Here is a 16,226-nt window from a genome sequence, read left to right as displayed (position 1 = left end):
CTCCTTCAGCGGGTCCGGGTGCGCCGCGTTGACCAGGCCCAGGAGTTCAACGAGTGCTGGGCCATCGGTGGGGAGCAGGAGGCTGGACTGCTCATCTCCGGCCTCCTGAGCAACGACGTGGTCCAGGAGCACGTACCGCCCGACGCCCTGTCACGCGTCTCGTCCTTCGACGCCCTGCTGTCCTACGTCGCCGTTCCCATCGGCCAGCTCGGCGTGGGGCCGCTCGCGGACCGTTCCGGGGGCTACCCGGTGACCACCGCCGCCGGAGTCGTGTACGCCGCGGCGGCGCTGGCCACGATGGCGTCCGCGGCGGTGCGCCGCCTGCCCCATGGCCGTTCCGCCGCCGAACGGGCCGACCGGGCCCTGGCGGCGGCGTAGCCGGTGGCCGCTTCGCCGGCCGCCCGCCGATCAGAGGGTGACAAGCCGTATCGCCGCGAGGAGGGTCAGAGCGACCGTGACGCGTTCGAAGACCTTCGGGCTGATGCGGCTGATGGTGGCGCGGCCCGCGGCGGCCCCCGCGAGGACCGCCGGGGAGGCCATCGCGCCGAACGCCAGGGTCTCGGGTGTGATCAGCCCCAGCCCAGCGCTGAACGGCACCTTGAAGGCGTTGAGCAGCAGGAAGAACCAGGCGCCGGTGCCGAGGAAGCCCAGCACGGGCAGTCCCACGGCCAGGAGGTACAGCGCCATGATCGGGCCCGCCGCGTTCGCCGTCATCGTGGCGAAGCCCGCCAGGACGCCCGCTCCCGCGGCGACGGCCCGGTGCTGCGCGACCGGGTCGTCCGGGCCGCGGCGCCGGCTCCACCAGTGCACGGCGAGCATCGACAGCAGCAGCACACCGATGAGTTGGCGCATCCGCGTGTCGTCGACCCGGTCGACGACCACCACGCCCAGCAGCACACCGACCACGACCCAGGGGAAGAGCCGTACCAGCTGGCCCCAGTCGGCGTGCCGCCGGTACGCGGCCACCGCCACGGCGTCCCCGACGAGGAGCAGCGGCAGCAGCACGCCGGTGGACAGCTTGGCCGGCAGGACCATGGCGAAGAGCGCGACCCCCACCGTCCCGGCCCCGGACACCCCGGTCTTGGAGTAGCCGACGAGGAAGAGGGCGAACAGGGCGACGGCCCATTGCGCCGGGTCGAGTGAGGGCATCAGGGCCGCCGGTCGGCGGAGGCTGCGGAGGTCACGACACGTTCTTACCTGTGCCGCTCCGGGCCGCCGCGGCCGGGGTGGACCCGGCGACGCGGCGAGGGCCCAAGACCCCGCGGTCGCGTCCCGGTCGGCCACACCTCGGTACATGTGTCCGGTTGTCATCCAGGGTTTCCCTGGACGCCGCGACCTCGTGGGCTCGCCGTCCACGCGCGGGCCTGGGATGGCGGGGCAAGGACCGGGCGGGGCGAGATACCGCCCGGTGGCTCAGAAGATCAGGAGAGTCTATGTCGGTCACAGCCGCCGAACCGCGGGACAGGGCGCGCCGGATGGGGCAGGCCGCGCGCAGGGGAGCGGTGTTCGCCGCCGCCCTGGCGCTGGTCGCCGTCGTCCCGCCGTCCCTCGCGGGTGCGCAGTCGCCCGCCCCGGGCACGCAGGGGATCGCGTGGACGACGCAGCAGGTGGCCCCCGGCCTGGAGGTGCGCAGCGGCGTGCTGCGGGACCCGTCGGCCGCCGGGGTGTGGACGGTGACCGTGCAGGCCCCCGCCGTCAACCGGCTCACGGGCGCCGCCACCTGGGCCCCGCTCGGTGACCGCGCCTGGGCCGACGCGACCGCCGAGCGGCTGCGGCAGGCCGGGCTCGAGCCGCGCCTGGAAGCGGTGGAGTGGGACACCTACGCCGACACCCCCCGCGGCGTGATGGGCTGGCAGGTCCGGGTCGGCCGCTTCGCCACGCAGGCCGAGGCCGGCCCGGCGAACGCGGCGGTCGTGGCCGCCGGATTCCGTACGGCGACGGAGTGGACCGGCTACGACGGACGGCAGGCCGCCGACGGCGAGCGCGTCCACGTGGCGGTGGTGGATCCGGCGCGGCTGCGCGGGACGGTCGAGGTCAGCGACGGCGGCGACGTCGCCGACCGGGAGAAGACCTCGGTGGTCGCGGGCCGACTGGGGTCGCTGGTCGGCGTCAACGGCGGGTTCTTCATCACCTCGGACGCCGACGGCATCCAGGGCACCATGGCGGGCCTGTCCGCGGTGGACGGCCGGCTGGAGTCGATGGCGGCCGGTTCGCGTGCGGCGCTCATCCTCGGCGACGGCGGGCGCCGTCCGCGGATCGCGGACCTGTCCACCACGGTCACCGTGCGGGCCGGCTCCGCCACGTACGCGGTCCAGGGCATCAACCGCCTGCCGGGCAAGGTCCGCAACTGCGGGCGGCCCGGCGGCGTTCCGACCGAGCAGCCCCGCCACGACACGACCTGCACCCTGGCGGACGACCTGGTCGAGTTCACCCCCGCCTTCCGTGCGCCGCTGCCCGCGGGCAGCGGCGTGCAGGTGGTGCTCGACTCGCACGGGACCGTCCTGTCCACCGGCGCCCGCGGCGGCTCGGTCCCCGAGCACGGCACGGTGCTGCAGGGCACCGGCGCTGCGGCGGCCTGGCTGACCGAGCACGCCCGGACCGGCAGGCGGCTGGCCGTGCGGGAGGACATCCGGGACGCCGAAGGGCGCGAGGTCCACCTCGGCCGCGGCGACAGCATCGTGAGCGCGGCGCCCACCCTCGTGGAGGACGGCCGTGTGCACATCGACGCGGCCACCGAGGGCACCTTGGACCCGAAGGACCTGTCGTTCGGTTTCGCCTGGTCCAACGTGCGCCAGCCGCGGACGATGGCCGGCATCGACGGGCACGGCCGGCTCCTGCTGGTGACGGTGGACGGGCGGCAGCCCGGGGTGAGCGAGGGCTTCACGCTGGGTGAGGCGGCCCGGTTCATGCGGTCGCTGGGCGCGGTGCAGGCCCTCAACCTCGACGGCGGCGGCTCGTCGGCGATGGTGGTCGACGGCGTCCTCGCCAACGTCACCTCCGACGCCACCGGTGAGCGCGCCGTCGGCGACACGATCCAGATCGTGCCGGAACGCCGCAGCAGGGGCTGACGGCGCGTGGGCGGACGCGGCGGCGCCGAGGGTGTGACGCCGCGTCCGCCCCCACGCCGCCGCCTCCTGCCGGCGCCGGTGAAGCCGCGACGGCGGTGCCAGGGCTCCCGCCGGGTCCTGGCACCGCCGTTCGTCGTTGGCCCGGTGTCGTCGCCCGGAGACGGTGCGCCGTCCCGCGCTCGGGGAGGTGAAACCCTGAGTCGCCGTGGTGGCCGGGTCCAGCATGTGTCGGCCGTCGAACACCAGTGGTCGACGCATGACCGCCCGGGCCCCGCTTCCACGGCACATCCCTCAGCTGCGGCCTCTCCGGCACGATCAGCGCCGCGTCCGCGCCCGGCCGGACGACCGGCCGCGCCACGCGGCCCAGCCACGTGCAGGATAGCGTCCGATGCCCTGTACGACCGAATCGCCGCCTGCCTCTCAGCGGCATCGCAGGGGTGCGGGCGCCTGACGTCGCGCCGCCGGGCCGAGTCCGCGCCGGACGGAGAGGCCACGGCGCCCCGTGGCGGGCCTGGACCCGGCGCGGTCGGCCGGCCGGCTCGCTCGGCCGATGGGGGGGGACGGAGCGACGAGCAGCCCCTTGCCCCTTATGGCACGGTATGATGCGGTTTGTGATCACGTCCGGACGGCTGCGGCGCCGACGCGCCCGCACCGGCCGCTGGGTGGCCGTCCGGGTCTCCCCGGTGGTCCTGACCGTGCTCATCGCCGCCCTGGCCTACTCCACCCCGCGCGAGGCCGCGATCAGCCGCCTGCTGCCCGTCGCGCCGGCCCTGGCCGCCGCCATGTGGCGGGTCCTCCCGACCGTGCTGCTGGGCATTGTGTGCCTGCTACTCATGGTGGGCCTGACCTTCGTCTACACCGACCTGGGAAGCCCGTACACCGGGGCCGCCATCGCCGCGGTCACGCTGGCGGCTGCGTACACCAGCCACGTACGGATCCAGCGCGAGGAAGCACTCTTCCGCACCCGGCTGGTCGCCGACGCGGCGCAGACCGTACTGCTGCGGCCGGTGCCGCGGCGCATCCAGAACGTGGAGATCGAGTCGCTGTACCTGGCGGCGCAGGAGCAGGCCCGCATCGGCGGCGACTTCTACGAGGTGGCCGACACCCCCTACGGGGTGCGGCTGCTCATCGGCGATGTACGCGGCAAGGGGCTGTCGGCCGTGGGTGCGGCCGCCGCGGTGATCGGCTCCTTCAGGGAAGCGGCGTACGAGGAACCCGACCTCGGAGAGCTGACCCGCCGTCTGGAGGCGGGCATCGCGCGCTACTACTCCAGCTACCCCAGCCAGGATCTGCCGGAGCGGTTCGCGACCGCCGTGATCGCCGAGATTCCGCGCGGCGGCAGCCGCCTGCGGCTGCTGAACTGCGGTCACCCCCCGCCGATTCTCGTGCACGCCGGACGCGTCCAGGTCCTGGAGCCCAGCGCGGTCTCCGCGCCCTTGGCCTTCTCCGACCTCGTCGGGGACGCCTACGCCGTCGACACGCACCGCTTCACCGCCGGCGACCAGCTGCTGCTCTACACCGACGGCGTCACCGAGACCCGTGACCGCGCCGGGACGTTCTTCCCGCTGCCGGAGTGGATGAGCGGCCAGAGCCCGGCGGCACCCCGCCAACTGCTGGACCGGCTGCACCGGGACCTGGTGCGCCACAGCGACGGGCGCCTCGAGGACGACATCGCCGCCCTGGCCGTGCACGCGCGGCACGTCGCTGCGGGCGGCGCGCCGTGAACCGCTGTCGTGCGGGAGCGGCGCGCCCGTAGCTCGCTGCCGTGCCCCGACCCCACGGCTTCCCCTACCGGCGGCGCGGCGACGGCGCCGTGGCGTCACCCATGGCGCACGCACCGCCGCCTTCCCGCGCGGGCAGCGCGCCGCGCGGTCCTTGGCGGGTGGAGCATGGCGACGCCCAGCGATTCATGGCCCGCCGGACCGGCGACCACCGGCGCGGCGACGAACGCGCCGCCCGCGGCCACCCCCGCAACCAGGGCTGACCACCCTGGCCTCCCACGACGTACACAGAATGTACAGAGACACTCCTTTTTGTAAGCTTTTCTCATGGAACGTCGTCCCCGGCCGGTCCCGGCCGGTTCCGCGACCGCGGTGGGCGCCCCGCGGGTGAGTCTGCGCACCGAGCAGCGGGACCTGACCCGTAACCGGATCCTGGACGGGGCGGTCGAGGTGTTCGCCACGACGTCGTTCGTCGCCGCCACCATGGAGGAGATCGCCCGTGCGGGCGGCGTCACACGGGCCACGGTGTACGCGCACTTCCGCGGCAAGGCGGAGGTCATCGCCGCCCTGACGGACCGGGTGTACCGGATCAGCGACGCCCTGTACGCGGAGTTCGCCACCGCTCCCGAGTGGACCCCCGGCACCGTCCGCCAGTGGCTGGAGCACGCCGCGGCGCAGTGGCGTGCGCTGGCGCCGACCATCGGTGTGCTGCTGGCTGCCACCCCCTCGGCGGCCGGGTCCGACGGCAGCGCCCGCGACCGCTACCTCGCGGCGCACGAACGCTACGTGGCGCTGCTGACCGCCGACCCCCGCCGATGGCGGGGCGTCACGCCCGGGCAGGCGCGGCAGCGGGCCCTGATGGCGGTGCTGCAGACCGGTTCGTTCCTCACCGCCTGGATCGCCGGCGGCCTGCCGGTCGACACCGACGACCCGCTGGAACTCCTCGCCGACGACCTGTGCCACCTGCTGCGCCCCGCCCTCGTCGCCCCGCCCGCCGCGCCACGCCGCCTCCCAGGGCCGTCGTGAGCGGCACAACCGATCCCCGCGCTCACAGGAGGCACGTGCCATGGCCACGACCGAGCCCAGGAACTACCCCTTCACCGAGTCCGACCGGCTGACCGTCGACCCGGCCTTCGCCCGGCTGCGCAAGGAGGAACCGCTGTGCCGGGTCCGTTTCCCCTACGGTGAGGCCGCCTGGTTGGTCACCCGGTACGAGGACGTCAGGACCGTGCTGGGCGACCCCCGCTTCAGCCGGGCCGAGGCCGTCCACCGCGACGAGCCACGGCTGCGACCGCACCGGGGTCTGGAAGGCAGCATCCTGGACCTCGACCCGCCGGACCACACCCGGCTGCGGCGGATCGTGGCCAAGGCCTTCACGGCCCGTCATATCGAGCGCCTGCGGCCCCGCACCGAGCAGATCGCGGCCGAGCTCGCCGACGGCATGATCGCCCGCGGCGCTCCCGCCGACCTCGTGGCGGACTTCGCCCTGCCGCTTCCCGTCACCGTCATCTGCGAACTGCTCGGCGTCCCCCTGGCCGACCGTGCCGACTTCCGCTTCTGGTCCGACGCGCTGCTGTCCACCACCAAGTACACCCCGCAGGAGATCCAGGACTGCACGGACGCGCTGACGGCCTACATGGCCGGCCTCATCGCCGAACGCCGCAGCACTCCGCACGAGGACCTCCTCGGCGCGCTGGTCGACGCCCGCGACAACGGCGACCGGCTGTCGGAACGGGAACTGCGGGTCCTGGCGATCGCGTTGCTCGTCGCGGGCCATGAGACGACCGCCTCGCAGATCCCCAACTTCGTCTACACCCTGCTCACCCACCCCGATCAGCTCGCGGCGCTGCGCGCCGACCCCGGTCTCCTCCCCGGCGCCGTCGAGGAACTGATGCGCTACGTCCCGCTGGGCACCGGGGCGGGCATGCCCCGCTACGCGCTGGACGACGTCGAGCTCAGCGGCGGCACCGTACGGGCCGGGGAGGCGGTCGTGGTCTGCCCCGTGTCGGCCAACCGGGACGACACGGTCTACACCGACCCCGACCGGCTCGACCTGCGGCGGCAGGAGGCCTCCCACGTAGGGTTCGGGCACGGACCGCACCACTGCCTGGGCGCCCAACTGGCGCGCATGGAAATCCAGGTGGCTCTGCGCACCCTGCTCGACCGGCTGCCGGGGCTGCGCCTCGCGGGTCCCGCGGAGAGCGTCGTGTGGAGGTCCGGCGTCGCCCTGCGCAGCCCCGAACGGCTGCCGGTCACCTGGGACCGGAGCTGACGGCCTACGGCGTATCCGCCCGCCCCGGGCGACCGACAACGGCGCCCGCCGGCATCCGCACATCAGATGACATCCGACGACGACACGAAGGACACGCACTATGACCTGGCAGATCGCGGTGGACCGCGACACCTGCATCGGCACCGGCTCCTGCGCCGGCATCGCCCCCGCGCATTTCGAACTCCGCGACGGCAAGTCCTGCCCCAGGCACCCGACGGCCGAACCGGACGAACTCCTGGTCGACGCCGCCGAGTCCTGCCCGGTGGAGGCCATCACCCTCCGGGACGCGACCAGCGGGGAGCTGATCGCGCCCCAGCCGTAGCCGCCCCGGGCCTCACACCAGCATGCGGGGGCGCAGCTCGGGTTCGGTGGAGGCGTCGGTCATCACGGCGTAGACGCTGCCCTCCTGGCCGGCGGCACCGCCGTGCCGCCCGTCCGGTGTCAGCGCCAGCGCCCGCAGCTCGGACCGGAACTCGTCGGGCAGGCCCGCCGCCTCCTCCAGGCCGATCCGGCACGCCTCCGCGGGCTCCTTGCCCAGCGCCAGCAGGTCGACCACCGTACGCGCCGTCCCGCCGCGCAGGCTCAGCTCGCCGCGGCCGGTGCAGGCCGCCCCGCCACCGCGCAGATCGCACCAGTTGCCTGCCCCGGGGACGGCGGAGTCGCCCACCCGTCCCGGGTACTTGAAGGGGTAGCCGGACGTGGAGACGCCCACGCACATCTCGCCGTGCGCGTCCAGCGCGATGATGTTGATCGTGCCCCACGGCCCTTCGTGCGGAGCCATCCGCCGCACGAGCTCCAACGCCGCCTGCCGGTAGCGGTGGTCGCCGTCGACGGCCGGGGTGTTCTCCCCCTCGACCGCGTCCGCGGCGGTCAGCAGCTGCTCGCGCCACATCGCCCGGGACTCGTCGGTCAGCAGCTCGGCGCGCTCGAAGCCGTTCTCCCGCGCGAACAGCTCAGCCCCCTCCCCCACCAGCAGGCAGTGCTGCGGCAGCCGCTCCATCACGGCGCGCGCCACCGAGATCGGGTTCGGGAAACCGCGCAGCGCGCCGACCGCGCCGAACCTGCGGTCCGAGCCCGTCATGACCGACGCGTCCAGCTCGACGACGCCCTGCGCGTTGGGCAGCCCTCCGGTGCCGACGTAGTGGTCGGTGAGGTTGTCCTCGCAGCGGCGCATCGCCGCCTCCACGGCGTCCAACGCCGTCCCCCCGCGCCGCAGCACGTCCATTCCGGCAGGCAGGCCGACCTCACTGCGCTCGCTTCCGATGATCACGGGCTGCGTCATGGGATCCCTTCCCTGGTGGGTCGCACCGCAAGGGCGCCCGGCGCGACCCGGCGCCCGCGGCAAGCGGCTACGTCGTCGCCGCGAGCCTAACGCCGGGAACGGTGCCGCCGGCACTGCCCGGGAGCGGCTGCCACGAGGAGAGGGATGCGTCGCGGAACCGTCACGGCGGAGGCGTACCGCTCGAGCGGCCGCCGTCGGGCAGCCCAGCGGTGCCGTCCGCCGCGGCGCGCACGCGTACGGTGATGCCGGGGCCACTTCGGCGGCGGGCTTGCCTCCCCCGGCGGCGACGGGGCGCCCGTCGTGCTTGGTCGCCGTCGCCCCCGGGCAGCGGCCCTCCCGGGCCCCGCCCGCGCCGCCCTGATCGAGGACCCTGGGGCCGTATTCACCCGTCCGGCCCTTTCGCCGGGCACGAAGGGAAATCCACGCTGTCAGCGGACGCCGTGACAGCGCTGATGATCACAGTTGCCACTGCGCCTCGCGTAGTTGCGCCCGCACGCCGCTCGCCCGGGTCCCACGATCGGCGCCGGCCGCACCGCCCGCGCCGCGCACGCGCGATGTGCCCGGGCTGCCCCGACCCGGCCCGCCGCCCAAGCTGGAGTTGACGGATGCGGTCAGGACTTGTCGACGAACACCTCGAGGTGAGCAGATGGCACAGACGCCGATTACCCCCGAGAACGTGCGCACGAAGCAGTTCACCACCGTCCGCCTCCGCGAGGCCTACGACGAGCGCGAGGTCGACGACTTCCTGGACGAGGTGCGGGCCGAGCTGACCCGGCTGCTGAAGATCAACCAGGATCTGCGCACCGAACTCTCCGCCGCCGAGGCCGCTGCGGCCCGGCAGCCGGAGCGGCCGGAACACCCCGAACCGGCCGAGCAGCCCCGGCACGGGGCGGCGTCGGGGCCGGAACCCGCGGCAGCCGACGCCGCGTTCCGGTACGAGCCCGGGGCCGACTCCGGGCCCCGGCGCGAGCCCGCGCCGGAGCGGAAGCCCGCCCCCCGCCCCGCCGCCGAGGCGGCCGCATCCGCCGACGGGTCGCCCGCGCGAGCGGAGGAGTCGGCCAGGCAAGCGGAGGAGGCCGGCCCGAAGCGGTCCGGGATCGCCGTGGACAGCTCGGCCCGTCTGATGGCCCTGGCCGAGCGCACCGCAGAACAGGCCGTCTCCGAGGCCCGCGCCGAGGCCCACAAGATCGTCGGTGAGGCCCTCGGCCAGGCCGACGCCCTGCGCCGCGACGCGCGCGACCGCGCCCAGGCACTCGAGCAGGAGGCCCGCGAGAAGCACCGTCAGGCAATGGTCGCCCTGGCCTCCGCCCGCACCGCGCTCCAGCGCAAGGTCGACGACCTCCGCACCTTCGAGCACGCCTACCGCAGCCGGCTCACCGCCCACATGCAGTCCCAGCTCCGCCGCCTCGACCGCGACCTCGCCCGCTCCCTCGCCCCGCCCGTCGCACCCCCGTCAGTCTCCCTCGCCCGCGCCACCGCCACGTCTCCCGCGGACGCCCGGCCCGCACCCCCGTCCCCCGCCCATGCCTCCCCGGCCTCCCCGGCCTCCCCGGGGCCCGGTGTCGCCCCCCTCACCACCGCGGGCACGCTCAGCGGAGAGGAGGACTGAGGCGCGGCCTGCGGCGCCCAGCGGGCGCGGTGCGTATGGGGGAACGCGGGCGTCCGCTCCCTGGCGCCGAGCCGTTCCGCGTCACCCCGGAGGTGGCCACCGGTGGCGGGTGCCGTCGTCCCGGACGGCGTCCGCACCCCTGAGGTTCCGGGGAACGCGGATCGAACGCCGTTCCGCTGGGCATGGATGTCCCGACACGGCAACGGGACTCCGGGGAGGCGCCCGTGAAGGTGGCACTGCTCACGCGGGAGTACCCGCCGCACGTGTACGGCGGGGCGGGCGTCCATGTGGAGTTCCTGGCCCGTGAGTTGCGATCGCTGGCCGACCTCGAGGTCCACACGTGGGCCGGGGCCGACGGGAAGGGCCCGGCGGGCGGCTCGGACGAGCCCGGCGTCATCCGCCATGCCGCCGCCGCGGAGCTCGGGGAAGCGAACGAGGCGCTGCGCAGCCTGTCCGTCGACCTGTCGATGGCCGCCGCGCTGTCCGGGCGGGATCTGGTGCACTCGCACACCTGGTACGCCGCCCTCGCAGGCCACCTGGCCAAGCTGCTGTACGGCGTACCGCACGTGCTGACCGCCCACTCACTGGAGCCGCTGCGCCCCTGGAAGGCCGAGCAGCTGGGCGGCGGGTACGCGCTCTCCGGCTGGGCGGAGCGGACGGCGGTCGAGGCCGCGGACGGCGTGATCGCCGTGTCGCACGGCATGCGCGCGGACATCCTGCGCAGCTACCCCGCGCTCGACCCGGCTCGGGTGCACGTCGTCCACAACGGCATCGACACCCGCCTGTACCGGCCGGACGCGTCCCCCGCCGCGCTGACCGCGCACGGCGTCGATCCGGGCCGCCCGTACGCCCTGTTCGTCGGGCGGATCACCCGCCAGAAAGGGGTGCCGCACCTGCTGCGGGCCGCCCGGCGGATCGATCCGGAGCTGCAGATCGTGCTGTGCGCCGGGGCGCCCGACACCCCTGAGATCGACCGGGAGTTCCGCGAGCTGGTGGCGGAACTGCGATCGGTGCGCGGCGGGGTGGTCTGGATCCCGCGGATGCTGCCCCGGCCGGAGGTGGTGCGACTGCTCACGCACGCCGCGGTGTTCGTGTGTCCCTCGGTGTACGAGCCGCTGGGCATCGTCAATCTGGAGGCGATGGCGTGCGGCACCGCCGTGGTCGCCTCCGCGGTGGGCGGGATCCCGGAGGTGGTGGAGGACGGCGTGACGGGGCTCCTGGTGCCGTACGAGGAGAAGGACCCGGAGGCGTTCGAGGCGGGGCTTGCCACGGCGGTCGGCGCGCTGGCCGGCGATCCCGCGGCGGCGGCGCGGATGGGGGCGGCGGGACGCGCGCGGGCGGTGGCGGAGTTCGGGTGGGACGCGGTGGCCCGCCGCACGGTGGGCGTGTACGAGGAGATCTGCGGATCGCAGGGGCGGTAGGCGGCAGAGGGGGCAGTGATGCGCGGCGGACCTTCGGTGCTCGGAATCGTACTCGCGGGCGGGGAGGGCAAGCGGCTGATGCCGCTGACCGCCGACCGCGCCAAACCGGCGGTGCCGTTCGGCGGCGCCTACCGACTGGTGGACTTCGTCCTGTCCAATCTCGTCAACGGCGACATCATGCGCATCTGCGTGCTGACGCAGTACAAGTCGCACTCGCTGGACCGGCACATCACCACGACCTGGCGGATGTCGAACCTGCTGGGGAACTACGTCACCCCCGTCCCGGCACAGCAGCGGCTGGGCCCGCGGTGGTTCCTGGGGAGCGCTGACGCGATCTACCAGTCGCTGAACCTGGTGCACGACGAACAGCCCGACTACATCGTCGTCTTCGGGGCCGACCACGTCTACCGCATGGACCCCCCGGCAGATGCTGCGCCAACACATCGAGGCCGGCGCCGGCGCCACGGTGGCCGGCATCCGCGTCCGCCGCGAGCAGGCGTCCTCGTTCGGGGTCATCACCCCGGGGCCGGGCGGCGTGAGGGTGGAGCGGTTCCTGGAGAAGCCCGCCGATCCTCCGGGCCTGCCCGGGGACCCGGACCGGGTGTACGCCTCGATGGGCAACTACGTGTTCACCACCAAGGTGCTCCTGGACGCGCTCGCCCAGGACGCCGAGGACGACACGTCGGTGCACGACATGGGCGGCAGCATCATCCCGCTGCTGACGGCCAAGGGCCAGGTGCAGGTCTACGACTTCGACGACAACCATGTGCCCGGGGAGACCGTCCGCGACCACGGCTACTGGCGGGACGTGGGCACTCTGGACGCGTACTACGACGCGCACCAGGACCTGATCTCCGTCCACCCGGTCTTCAACCTCTACAACGACCAGTGGCCGCTGTACACGCACTCGCTGCGCCTGCCCCCGGCGAAGTTCGTGGCCGGCGGCATCGCGGGCGAGTCCATGGTCAGCCCGGGGTGCGTCATCTCCGGACAGGTCACGCAGTCCGTGCTGTCGCCGGGGGTGGTGGTCGAGGAGGGGGCGGTGGTGCAGGGGTCGGTGCTGCACGACAACGTCCGGGTCGGGCGGGGCGCGGTGGTGCGCCGCGCGATCCTCGACAAGAACGTGGTCGTGCCCCCGGGCGCCACCGTCGGTGTCAACCCGGACCGCGACCGCGAGTTCTACCACGCCTCGGCGAACGGGATCGTCGCCCTCGGCAAGGGGCAGCGGGTGCTGTGACTCCGTACCTCCCCCGCGGTCACCGGCCTCGACAACCGTGTCGGGCCCTGCGGATCGGCGGATGGCGGCCCGTGGAGGAGGACGGCCGGTCAAGGAGAGCGGCCGCGCCATGAGCGGCCGTCACCGTGAGCGGCTGCGCCCGTACAGGTGCTGACGCCGCCGTGTCCGGTCAGCCCGGCTGGCTGCTGTCCTTCAGCGTGCCCCAACCGTGCCACTGCTCGATCTCGATCAGCGCGCTGACGCGCTCGCGGTCCCGCTGCGGGTAGGCGCGGCCCACGTACTGCTGGGACAGCCGGTCGATGTCCGCGAGAGCGGTGTCCTCACGCAGCTCCGCGACGCGTCCGATCACGGTGACGTGGGTGTACCAGTCCCCCTCGTCCAGGACCGTGAGGGAGACCCGGGGGTCGTTGCGGAGGTGGTCCAGACGCTTGCGGCCGCTGTCCATGTTGACCAGCACCCGGCCGTCCTCCCACAGGTACCAGGTGGCCGTGGACACCGGCTGGCCGTCGGCGCGCAGCGTCGTGATGACGGCCGGATTGGCCTTCTTCAGCATCTCGATCGCTGCCGGTGGGAGCGGGGGCTTGGACACGGGGACTCCTTCTCTGCGGTCGTCGGCTCACGTCCACGGGCCGCCGCCGGCCCCTCGCCGGGGGTCGCCGCTGCCGGGACTGTGGCCGGCGCGCCGCGGGAGGTCCTGGACGTCGCGGAGGTGGTACGCGATCCCCAGGACCCGCCGTCCCCACGGACGCGCCGACCGCCGCTCGTCGTTGGCGGCATCACGATGACGCGACGCTGCATGCCGCCAGGATGACCCGTCCCGTCCCGTCCCGCATGTCGGCCGCGAAGCGGCGCGCCCACGACGCCCCCCGCGGCGGCACCCAGATGGCCCCGGCCGCCGCGGCCGGGGGTTTCCGGGCGTGTGAGGCCGGCCAAGGACCCGCCAGCGCAGCAGCGGCGTTCACGGGACCCTCCACTCGGGGCGGTGCGGGGCGCTGCGCACGGGGTGACGTCTGATGCGGCGAAGGTCCACGCCCACACCCTGGCTGAAATTTGCATCTCTATGACAATTCATCCGGAGGGGTACGGCACGGGGAACCGGCGCCGAGGACCGCATGCGCCCGCAGGCTGGCGCCGCACCCCTTCCGCACATCCCGCTCGTGACACACCTGTGACGATCGACGGACAGCACCATGACGTCGGAGCGCGAGTGTGGTCAATAGAGGGCAAAACGCCCTTATCGGACACCCCTCCCCTGCTTCCGAGGGCGCGAGCAGGACCCCGCACCACCGCCGAAGGACACCCCCATGAGCGCCGCAGCCACCACGCCCCAGACCGGCACCACCACGGGCCCCGACGCCACCGCCACCGGACTTCCCGAACTCGCCCCCCGCGAGCGCGAGACCCTACGCCACATCGCCGCCGGCCGCACCTACCACCAGACCGCCCGGCACATGGGACTGTCCAAGCACACCGTCGACGCCTACCTCCGCCGCATCCGCACCAAGCTCGGCATCTACAGCACCGCGGAACTCACCCGCACCGCCATCGCGCTCGGACTGTGACCACCCGCGCACGCAAGGTGATCAGCCGTCCGCCGACCCGGGGGCGCCGTGGTCGGTGATGTCGCGGTGGGGAGCCGTCGCGTGCGGGGCTCTGGGATCAGGAGCCGTCGGGGTGGAGGTTCTTGACCTTGATCCAGTCACGGCTGCGCCGCCCCGGCAGATACGTACTGGTCAACCGCTTGGCCACCACACCGTCGTACCCCTCCTGCCGGATGTAGTGCAACGCCTCGCTCGCCATCGCCGGCCAGTACGGCGGCACCACCACATGCGGCCCCGCCACCCCCAGATCATCCAGCAACGCCCGCCGCGCCGTGAACGGCGAATGCAGCACCGGCTCCCCCAAGTGCAGGATGTCGTACACCGCCAACTGCACCGGCATCGCCTCGGACGCCTCCGCCACCGCCACCGGATGCCGCAGACTCATCCGCCGCTGCAACCGCTCCACCGACACCCCGCCACGCTTCCCCAACGCCACGATCTCCCCGTCCAGCACCCCCACCAGCCCCGGCGGCAACACCCCCGGCAACCCCCGCAACTCCGGATACCCCGCCGTCACGTCCTGCCCCACCGCCGACACCAACCGCACCTGCCCGTCACCCGGCAGATACACCAGCACCCGAGCCCCGTTGAACAACGGCTCGAACCCGTACTCCGCCTCCACCTCCGGCCCCGGCAACGGCCCCGCCACCGCCAGCATCGGCGACCACGCCGGCAGAACGGCAGGAGCAGCGGAATCCGCAGGAACACCCGTACTCACATATCCCAGCATCACCCCACACCCCCCGAACAGGCCAATCCACCACCCAAGCGACAAACACCATCAGGATCGGGCAGACACGGCGGAACGGACTGTACGGCAACCTTCCGCGAGCGTTCCGTCACAGCGGTCCGGTCGGAACACAGCTCAGCGCGTACCGGCGAGCCGTCAGAATGCGGGCGGCCGCAGGCAGTCGTCCGGATCGCACAGCGGAGGAGGCGCGAAGCGGACCCGGGGCCTTTGCAACGGGGGCCACTCCGGGGCCCCGGGCCGCTGATGCCATCAGACACCCGCCGGGGCTTCCCTGCGAGCCGGAGTGATCCAGCCGGGGTCAACCGGGCTCCATGCCGGGTGGTGTGACGGAGCGTCGGAAACGTCTCCGGTACCGCCCGGCATCGCTGGACGGCGGTGCCGGCCGACGGCGCGCCACGCGGTCGGCGCGCCACGAGGTCGGCGCATCATGCGGTCGGCGCCGGCCAGGAAGGGGGCCAGGCCGGCGCCGGACCGCAGCGGGGCCGTTCTCCCGCTCGGGACCTCGTGGGGGCCCCACCGCTCCGCGGCCCCCGTGGAGTCCCGGGACGGGTCTCCCGCGCCGGGTGCAACCGTGCGGCGGACGCGCTCATTCCCCGTCCGGCCGGACAACAGGGTGACACCGCTCCCAGTCGGCGGCGAGCAGGCCGTACAGCAGGTCGTCGGTCCACTCCCCCTTGATCCAGCTGTGAGCCGGACGGCGGCCCTCCAGATGGAACCCCACCCGTTCGAGCAACCGCGCCGAGGCGGTGTTGCGGGCGTCGCACTCGGCGGAGACGCGGTGCAGTCCCTGTTCGGCGAAGAGCCGCTCCAGCAGCGCCGTGACGGCCTCGGCGGCGTAACCGCGGCCTTGATGCGTGCGGGAGAGGGTGAAGCCGAGTTCGGCCTGCATCAGGTTGTCGTGCAGGCGGACACCGATGTCGCCGATCAGCTCCCCGGTGGAGGTGAGCTCCACGGCGTACTGGAACCAGCCGGGCTCCCCGGGATCCCCTGCTGCGAATCTCTCGACGAGCTGCGCGGCCGCCTCCGGGGACACCGGTGCACTCCACCCCTGGTAACGGGCGACGGCGGGGTCCGATCGGTAGGCGGCCAGCGCCGGCGCGTCATCGGGACGGAAACGGCGCAGGCGCAGCCGGGAGGTCTGGGGGTACATGCGCGTGATGCTCTCACGCGGCGGGCCGACTCCCGCCTCCGGTGCACCGCCCGGCATTGGCCCATCCGCTGCGTTGGTGCTCACCCGTCACAGGCACGATGCTGGTCTCAGGAT

General features: G+C 73.8%; 15 protein-coding genes and 1 pseudogene. 11 read left to right on the top strand and 5 right to left on the bottom strand.

The window, feature by feature from the left end; all coding sequences use genetic code 11:
• Positions 1-18: 18 nt before the first annotated feature.
• Complete coding sequence (locus ACRWND_RS13635) at positions 19-378, top strand: hypothetical protein (protein ID WP_431948999.1); 360 nt, start codon at positions 19-21, stop codon at positions 376-378.
• Between the two features lie 30 nt (positions 379-408).
• On the opposite strand, the gene ACRWND_RS13630 is transcribed toward ACRWND_RS13635, so the two are convergent.
• Positions 409-1,149 (bottom strand): sulfite exporter TauE/SafE family protein, encoded by a 741-nt coding sequence (locus tag ACRWND_RS13630; RefSeq protein WP_431948998.1) that lies wholly within the window; start codon positions 1,147-1,149, stop codon positions 409-411.
• A gap of 284 nt (positions 1,150-1,433) precedes the next feature.
• Here ACRWND_RS13630 and ACRWND_RS13625 point away from each other — a divergent pair, with 284 nt between their 5' ends.
• The 6 genes from ACRWND_RS13625 (at position 1,434) to ACRWND_RS13600 (ending at position 7,383) form a co-directional block, all read left to right on the top strand.
• Positions 1,434-3,068, top strand: a complete 1,635-nt coding sequence (locus ACRWND_RS13625) for a phosphodiester glycosidase family protein (protein ID WP_431948997.1) — start codon at positions 1,434-1,436, stop codon at positions 3,066-3,068.
• 611 nt (positions 3,069-3,679) lie between these two features.
• Positions 3,680-4,792, top strand: coding sequence for a PP2C family protein-serine/threonine phosphatase (locus tag ACRWND_RS13620; protein WP_431948996.1), 1,113 nt, complete (start codon positions 3,680-3,682; stop codon positions 4,790-4,792).
• 41 nt (positions 4,793-4,833) lie between these two features.
• Complete coding sequence (locus ACRWND_RS13615; protein WP_431948995.1) at positions 4,834-5,052, top strand: hypothetical protein; 219 nt, start codon at positions 4,834-4,836, stop codon at positions 5,050-5,052.
• A 64-nt stretch (positions 5,053-5,116) separates the two neighbouring features.
• A complete protein-coding gene (locus ACRWND_RS13610; RefSeq protein ID WP_431948994.1) occupies positions 5,117-5,815 on the top strand; it encodes a TetR/AcrR family transcriptional regulator in 699 nt (232 codons plus the stop codon).
• 40 nt (positions 5,816-5,855) lie between these two features.
• Positions 5,856-7,061, top strand: coding sequence for a cytochrome P450 (locus ACRWND_RS13605; RefSeq protein ID WP_431948993.1), 1,206 nt, complete (start codon positions 5,856-5,858; stop codon positions 7,059-7,061).
• A gap of 100 nt (positions 7,062-7,161) precedes the next feature.
• The gene (locus tag ACRWND_RS13600) at positions 7,162-7,383 is read left to right on the top strand and encodes a ferredoxin (RefSeq protein WP_431948992.1); all 222 of its coding nucleotides are present in this window, start codon (positions 7,162-7,164) and stop codon (positions 7,381-7,383) included.
• Between the two features lie 12 nt (positions 7,384-7,395).
• Here the strand turns inward: ACRWND_RS13600 and ACRWND_RS13595 are convergent, their stop codons facing one another.
• On the bottom strand, positions 7,396-8,343 hold the full coding sequence (locus tag ACRWND_RS13595; RefSeq protein WP_431948991.1) for a N(4)-(beta-N-acetylglucosaminyl)-L-asparaginase: 948 nt from the start codon (positions 8,341-8,343) through the stop codon (positions 7,396-7,398).
• A gap of 646 nt (positions 8,344-8,989) precedes the next feature.
• Here ACRWND_RS13595 and ACRWND_RS13590 point away from each other — a divergent pair.
• The 3 genes and pseudogenes from ACRWND_RS13590 to glgC all read left to right on the top strand — a co-directional run bounded on the left by ACRWND_RS13590 (position 8,990) and on the right by glgC (position 12,610).
• Positions 8,990-9,952: a DivIVA domain-containing protein gene (locus tag ACRWND_RS13590; protein WP_431948990.1), complete on the top strand. Its 963-nt coding sequence runs from the start codon at positions 8,990-8,992 to the stop codon at positions 9,950-9,952.
• A gap of 224 nt (positions 9,953-10,176) precedes the next feature.
• Complete coding sequence (gene glgA, locus ACRWND_RS13585) at positions 10,177-11,373, top strand: glycogen synthase (protein WP_431948989.1); 1,197 nt, start codon at positions 10,177-10,179, stop codon at positions 11,371-11,373.
• A gap of 18 nt (positions 11,374-11,391) precedes the next feature.
• Positions 11,392-12,610, top strand: a pseudogene (glgC, locus tag ACRWND_RS13580) (glucose-1-phosphate adenylyltransferase).
• 169 nt (positions 12,611-12,779) lie between these two features.
• On the opposite strand, the gene ACRWND_RS13575 reads toward glgC, so the two are convergent.
• On the bottom strand, positions 12,780-13,199 hold the full coding sequence (locus ACRWND_RS13575) for a PPOX class F420-dependent oxidoreductase (RefSeq protein ID WP_431948988.1): 420 nt from the start codon (positions 13,197-13,199) through the stop codon (positions 12,780-12,782).
• A gap of 715 nt (positions 13,200-13,914) precedes the next feature.
• Between ACRWND_RS13575 and ACRWND_RS13570 the strand changes: the two genes are divergently transcribed.
• On the top strand, positions 13,915-14,172 hold the full coding sequence (locus ACRWND_RS13570) for a response regulator transcription factor (protein WP_431948987.1): 258 nt from the start codon (positions 13,915-13,917) through the stop codon (positions 14,170-14,172).
• 97 nt (positions 14,173-14,269) lie between these two features.
• Here the strand turns inward: ACRWND_RS13570 and ACRWND_RS13565 are convergent, their stop codons facing one another.
• Together ACRWND_RS13565 and ACRWND_RS13560 are read right to left on the bottom strand one after the other, a co-directional pair.
• Positions 14,270-14,869, bottom strand: a complete 600-nt coding sequence (locus ACRWND_RS13565) for a hypothetical protein (protein ID WP_431948986.1) — start codon at positions 14,867-14,869, stop codon at positions 14,270-14,272.
• A 679-nt stretch (positions 14,870-15,548) separates the two neighbouring features.
• On the bottom strand, positions 15,549-16,112 hold the full coding sequence (locus ACRWND_RS13560; protein ID WP_431948985.1) for a GNAT family N-acetyltransferase: 564 nt from the start codon (positions 16,110-16,112) through the stop codon (positions 15,549-15,551).
• Between the last annotated feature and the right edge of the window lie 114 nt (positions 16,113-16,226).

The organism is Actinacidiphila sp. bgisy167 (assembly GCF_965342175.1).
Classification (GTDB): domain Bacteria; phylum Actinomycetota; class Actinomycetes; order Streptomycetales; family Streptomycetaceae; genus Actinacidiphila.
Note: the sequence above shows the minus strand (reverse complement) of the source record. Positions and strands in the feature narration are given on the sequence as shown.